5 protein-coding genes are annotated in these 5,722 nt (G+C 64.3%); all 5 read right to left on the bottom strand.

Going from position 1 to position 5,722, the window contains the following annotated elements; translation table 11 throughout:
* Window positions 1-338: 338 nt before the first annotated feature.
* The gene (locus FVW20_RS06270; RefSeq protein WP_196608761.1) at window positions 339-1,163 is read right to left on the bottom strand and encodes a DUF4851 domain-containing protein; all 825 of its coding nucleotides are present in this window, start codon (window positions 1,161-1,163) and stop codon (window positions 339-341) included.
* A 477-nt stretch (window positions 1,164-1,640) separates the two neighbouring features.
* Window positions 1,641-2,924 carry a cell division protein FtsZ gene (ftsZ, locus tag FVW20_RS06265; RefSeq protein ID WP_196608760.1) on the bottom strand — a complete coding sequence of 428 codons (1,284 nt, stop codon included), beginning with the start codon at window positions 2,922-2,924 and terminating at the stop codon, window positions 1,641-1,643.
* Window positions 2,925-2,967: 43 nt separating this feature from the next.
* Window positions 2,968-4,194 (bottom strand): cell division protein FtsA, encoded by a 1,227-nt coding sequence (ftsA, locus tag FVW20_RS06260; protein ID WP_012612098.1) that lies wholly within the window; start codon window positions 4,192-4,194, stop codon window positions 2,968-2,970.
* Between the two features lie 70 nt (window positions 4,195-4,264).
* A complete protein-coding gene (locus FVW20_RS06255; RefSeq protein WP_269145814.1) occupies window positions 4,265-4,969 on the bottom strand; it encodes a cell division protein FtsQ/DivIB in 705 nt (234 codons plus the stop codon).
* A 125-nt stretch (window positions 4,970-5,094) separates the two neighbouring features.
* On the bottom strand, window positions 5,095-5,722 hold a 628-nt coding region (gene murB, locus FVW20_RS06250), incomplete at its 5' end, for a UDP-N-acetylmuramate dehydrogenase (protein WP_196608758.1).

Raw genomic sequence — 5,722 nt, 5'->3', positions numbered from 1 at the left:
CGCCCCCGCGGGCGTCAGCCCGGATGCCGGGCGCACCAGCAGCGCGGGCCGCGCCGACGAGGCCAGCATGTCCCCGGCAAGGCCCCGCCGGAGCGGGTTGCGATGCATGAACGCGTAGACGAAACCGACAAGCAGCAGGACAAGGGCAAGGACTATCAGCTTGGGCATGGGTCACCTGGCGGTTGTGCGGGATGCGTACCGCACGGACTGCGCCGTGCGGTACGCCATCGAAAAGGCGGTTGATCGTACATGGCATGCAGGACATGCATGGGCGGGCGAATCGTCACGACACGGCATGCTCCGGACTGACACCAGCGCCCCCCTGGCGACTTCCGGCGCTACCTGTCGTCGCTGGGCAGATTGCGGATGGGTTCCATGCCCCCGGCCATGCCCGCCAGATTGCGCACGTGCACCCGGCTGGCATCATGCGCGAAGTTTTTCGCCTCCAGCCCTCCCTCGGGGTAGGCCAGCACAGAGAACGCCGCGCGGGACCGCGCCTCGAACTCGCCCAGCAGGGCCCCCGCGCGCCCGGAAGGCTGCTGTCCGGCATCCAGGGCGTCGGCCAGTTGTTCCCCAACCCCGGCGGGTATCGGCTCGCGGTATTCCACTACCAGCTTCACCGCCCGAAAATCGAACAACTGCGTGTAACGCCGCACCAGCCACCGCCACTCGCCCTCGTCGGCGTGCAGCGTGGGCGGCGCGGGCAACATCAGGGAGAACGGGTCGGCGGATGCGGGCATCAGGAAGGTCGCCCCGACGAAACGGGCAGGCCCGGTGGCGTACACGTCGCGCCGCACCTCGCGCCAGGGGCTGGAAAGATCCAGTTCCCACTGCCAGCCGTCAGGCGTTTCACTCAGTACGACGGCCAGTTGCCGTTCGCGCGCAGCGTCGGCGTAAAAGGCCCAGCCCACGTCGGCATGGCGCAGTCCCAACTCCGTATCCAGCACGGGGGAGGCAACGCCACTGCCCAGCAGGTCGAACCCGGCTGCCGGGCGCACCACCATGGGCGGGCGCGCCGACGACACGACATCCTTGCCGCCAAGCCCCCGGGTGAGCGGCGCGCAGGCACTCACCAGCAACGCCAGCAGAAGCAGCGGCAGGAACAGCAGATACCGGGGACCTGAGGGGCTGGTCCCCACCCCGTAACGATGAAACGTCAACATGGTTGTCTCCTTTGCGGACCACGCGCCCGGCAATCGCCCGTGCACCTGCACGCGCAGGCCGGATCAGGAAAGTCGGACTGAGCGGGCTGATCGAAAATACGTCTTGCCGGGCCGTCCCTACGACCGGAAGGCCGCCCCATCGTGCTCGCGCACGCTTCGGGCTTCCTCGCCGTCTTTACGGCAAACACGCTGGCAACGTGCAGTCACGCACGGCATACAGCGTAACCACTGCCGCAGAAAAATCCAGCCCTGCAAACGAGAAAAGGCCGCCCGTTGGGGGCGGCCCTCCCGTAAACCGTGCCGGGATGGAGAGGCGTCTTCTTCGTCCCTGGCGCGGGGTCTATCGTGCGCCCATGGCGCGTGGCAACCCGGTGCCCGCGGTGTACCCCCCCGGTTGTACGCCGGTTCCGCAGGGCCGGGGGCCGCATCCAACCTTGCCGCAGGGGCAGGAAGCAAATGCGGCCTGACTTCCGTCCGCTAGTCCGCCTGCTTGCGGATGAAGGACGGAATCTCGAACTCGTCCTCATCGAAGATGAAGTCTTCTTCGCCGGGGGCGTGGGTATTGACGCGGTTCACCGTGGCCTGCACCTGGCCCTGCTTGCGCAGGTAGGCGGGAATGTTGCGGTCGTCGTCGGAAAAGCCGCCAAGGCCGCGCGGCTGCACGGACTGGGGAGCGGGCTTGGCCTGCTGCACCTGTTCGGCGCGCGGCTGCGCGGCGGAACGGGGAGCGGGCTGGCCCATGGAGCCGCCCTTGCGGAACGGGGTGACGGTGCCCGACTTGCCCGCGCCTTCAACGCCCACCATGTCCGCGTCGATGCCGGTGGCAATGACGGTGATGCGCATTTCCTCGCCCGCCGTTTCGTCGAACACGGTGCCGAAGAAGATGCGCGCGTCTTCGTGCGCAGCTTCCTGAATGATCCCGGCTGCTTCGCTGACTTCGTCGATGGTCAGGTCGGGCCCGCAGGTGATGTTCATGAGCACGCCGCGCGCACCATCAATGGACACGTCTTCCAGCAGCGGGCTGGTGATGGCCTTCATGGCGGCCTCGCGGGCGCGCGATTCGCCGCGGGCGATGCCCGCGCCCATCATGGCCAGGCCCGATTCGCCCATCACCGCCTTCACGTCCGCGAAGTCCAGGTTGATGAGGCCGGGCACCATGATCAGGTCGGAAATGCCCTTCACCGCAAAGTACAGCACTTCGTCGGCCTTCTTCAGCATTTCCACGAAGGTGGCCTTCTTGGGGGCCAGGGACAGCAGGCGGTCGTTGGGAATGGTGATCAGGCTGTCCACATGCTCGCGGAATTCGGAGATGCCCACTTCCGCCGCTTCAAGGCGCTTCTTGCCTTCGAAGAAGAAGGGCTTGGTGACCACGCCCACGGTCAGCGCGCCAAGTTCCTTGGCCGCCTGCGCGATGACGGGGGCCGCGCCGGTGCCGGTGCCGCCGCCCATGCCTGCGGTGACGAAGACCATGTCGGCCTCGCCGATGGCGTCCTTGATGGCGCTCATGCTTTCAAGGGCGGCATCGCGACCGATGCCGGGGTTGGCGCCCGCGCCGAGGCCCTTGGTCAGCTTGTCGCCGAGCTGGATCTTGAGTTCGGCGGAAGACCGGCTGAGGGCCTGGATATCGGTGTTCGCCGCGATGAAGGTAACGCCCTTCAGCGCAGAGGATATCATGTTCTGGACCGCGTTGCCGCCACCGCCGCCGACGCCGATGACCTTGATCTTCGCAGTGCTTTCGGCATCGATCTCGTGAAATTCCATACGCCTCTCCTTGTCCGAATGACTATTCCGTTGGACCCGCGGTTTACGAGATGTCGGAGAACCATTTGCGCATGCGCGACAGCACGCGGTTGAACACGTTTCCGTCGCGGATGCGGAACTTGAGTTCAAGGCCCTCCTTTTCGGCGCCGTAGCGCAAAAGCCCCACGGCGGTGGCGAACTTCGGGCTGTTCACCACGTCACGCAGCCCGCCCACATTCCGGGGGTAGCCGATGCGGGTAGGCATGTTGAAAATCTGCTCGCCAAGTTCCTGGCACCCGTCGATGAGGGCCGTGCCGCCGGTCAGCACCACGCCCGCCCCGATCATGTTCTTGAAGCCGGAGCGGACGAGTTCCTGATCCACCAGCGACAGGATCTCCTCCATGCGGGGTTCGCAGATTTCGGCAAGCACCTGGCGCGACAGGCGACGCGGATCGCGCCCGCCCACGCTCGGCACCTCGATGAGGTCGTCGTTGCGCACAAGGTCGGCCATGGCGCAGCCGTACTTGACCTTGATCTTTTCGGCCGAAACCATGGGGGTGCGCAACCCGAACGCGATGTCGTTGGTCAGGTTCTGTCCGCCCAGCGCAAGCACGCCCGTGTGCTTGATGGAATCGTTGGAGAACACGGCGATGTCGGTGGTGCCGCCGCCAAGGTCGACGAGGGCGACGCCAATCTCCCTCTCTTCCTCGGTCAGCACGGCCTTGCTGGAGGCCAGCGCCTCGAGCACGATGTCCGACACGTCGAGCCCGCTCCTGTGGCAGGAACGCACGATGTTCTGGGCGGACGTCACGGCGCCCGTGACGATGTGCACCTTGACCTCGAGCCGCACGCCCGCCATGCCGAGCGGGTCGGCAATGCCGCGCTGGTCATCCACGATGTATTCCTGCGGAAGGATGTGGATGACTTCGCGGTCCAGCGGAATGGCCACGGCTTTCGCCGCGTCCAGCGCGCGTTCGACGTCCTTGGGCCCCACCTCGCCGCCCTTGACGGCGATGACGCCATGACTGTTGAAGCCCTTGATGTGGCTGCCCGCGATACCCGCATAGACCGAACGGATTTCGCAGCCAGCCATCAGTTCGGCTTCTTCGAGAGCTTTCTTGATGGACTGGACGGTCTGCTCGATGTTGACCACCACGCCCTTGCGCAGGCCGGTGGAGGGACTGGTGCCGATGCCGACGATATCGACCCCGTCGGGCGTGGCTTCTCCCACGACCGCGCAGATTTTCGTGGTACCGATATCAAGGCCGACAATCAGATCCGACTTGGGCATCTGCTACTCCTGTTTACGCGATGCCGAACGGGTGCCATAGGGGCTGCCCGTGCGGTTTCGCACTGCCGGGTCAGCCGCCGAGGGCGGCGTCCTTCTGTACCCAGACGTTGACGCCCCCCGCCTTTACCTCGCGCACCTGCTTAAGTTCGCCCCGACGGGCAAGGTCGTCGAGCACCTTACCCAGCCTGTCGAGGTTGTCGCGCCAATCTTCCAGCGCGATGCTGAGCCGCAGGTCGCTGTTTTCCAGATACAGTTCCACGCCCTTGCCGGGACTGAGGCGCACCCACGAAACCAGGGCGATGTCCACGGGCAGCCTGGCCCGCTTCAGATCGCCGGTTATCTCGGGCAGCCGCTCCAGGGCTTCCTCGGCCCCCGCCTCCACTTCCAGCGTGGGCAGCGAGGTGAACCGGCCCGCCCCCACCGGGGCGATGATGTTGCCGTGTTCGTCAGCGTAGAGCAGCTCTGCACCGCGCTGCACCCAGAACTTCGGTTCCCGTTCAGCGACTTTTATCGCAAATCCGTCAGGAAGCAACCTTTTTACGGATACTTCCGTAATCCACGGGTTGCGCAGCAGCCCGGACTCCATGTCCGCGATGTTCACCGCAAGGCTGTTCGTGCCGGGGGCAATGCCCGCCAACCCCAGGATTTCCTCCTGTCTTAACCTCAAATTGCCGGAGACTTCAATAGTTTTGACTGCAAAATATTCAGATCTTGTCGCGTATCTGTAGATGTACAACAAGCCTACACTTATACCGACAAGCAGTATGACAGACATGGCCATTGTGCAGATCCACTTGGCGAAATACAGCAGCCCGCGACCAGAATTCGTCGTGACCTTCTGAGGCTTCACGCTTTTTCTGCTGTACGCATTCTTCACGCCTTTCTTACCGCGTGACAGTGCTATCGCCATGACCAGACCTTCACTTCAAGCTCAAGCTCAACTCCAAAACGTTCACTCACGGCAACTCTTGCGCACTGCAATAAACTGAAAGCATCTTTTGCAGTGCCATTCCCTTCATTGACCATGAAATTAGCATGCATCATGGAAAATGCCATATCACCAATGCGGTATCCTTTCATACCAGCAGCGTCCAGCAGCTTTCCGGCAGGGTTCACGGATGACGGATTGCGGAATACACAACCCGCGCTATGGGAAAGCACAGGCTGCGTGGCTTTCTTTTTCAGGTAGTTGCCGCGCATGGCGGCATGCACCATGGCGCTGTCGCATCGCGACAGGGCAAAGGTGGCGGCGGTGACAAGATACCAGCCGTCCAGCGGCGTGCCTGCCTCGTCCAGCACCCCGAAATGCCGGTAACCGTAACGGAACCTGTCGCGGCCAAGGGTCACATGCCCCAGCGCGGGCGAAAACACGGAAACGGCATGCAACACAGCACCGCACTCGCAACCGTAAGACCCTGCATTCATGGCCACGGCGCCGCCCACCCCGCCGGGTATGCCCGCCAGGCCCTCCATGCCGCGCAGCCCCCATGCGGACAGGCGCGACACCAGGCGCGGCAGACGCTGCGCC

Origin of the sequence: Nitratidesulfovibrio oxamicus (assembly GCF_015731765.1) — a bacterium.
In the GTDB taxonomy this organism is placed as follows: Bacteria; Desulfobacterota; Desulfovibrionia; order Desulfovibrionales; family Desulfovibrionaceae; genus Cupidesulfovibrio; species Cupidesulfovibrio oxamicus.
This window is presented reverse-complemented; position numbering and strand designations above follow the sequence as displayed.

Bases quoted from the DNA above. Each gene is read 5' to 3' on its own strand.
- ftsA (WP_012612098.1), bottom strand. From the start codon at position 4,194: ATGCCCAAGTCGGATCTGATTGTCGGCCTTGATATCGGTACCACGAAA.
- FVW20_RS06255 (WP_269145814.1), bottom strand. From the start codon at position 4,969: ATGTCTGTCATACTGCTTGTCGGTATAAGTGTAGGCTTGTTGTACATC.
- FVW20_RS06270 (WP_196608761.1), bottom strand. From the start codon at position 1,163: ATGTTGACGTTTCATCGTTACGGGGTGGGGACCAGCCCCTCAGGTCCC.
- ftsZ (WP_196608760.1), bottom strand. From the start codon at position 2,924: ATGGAATTTCACGAGATCGATGCCGAAAGCACTGCGAAGATCAAGGTC.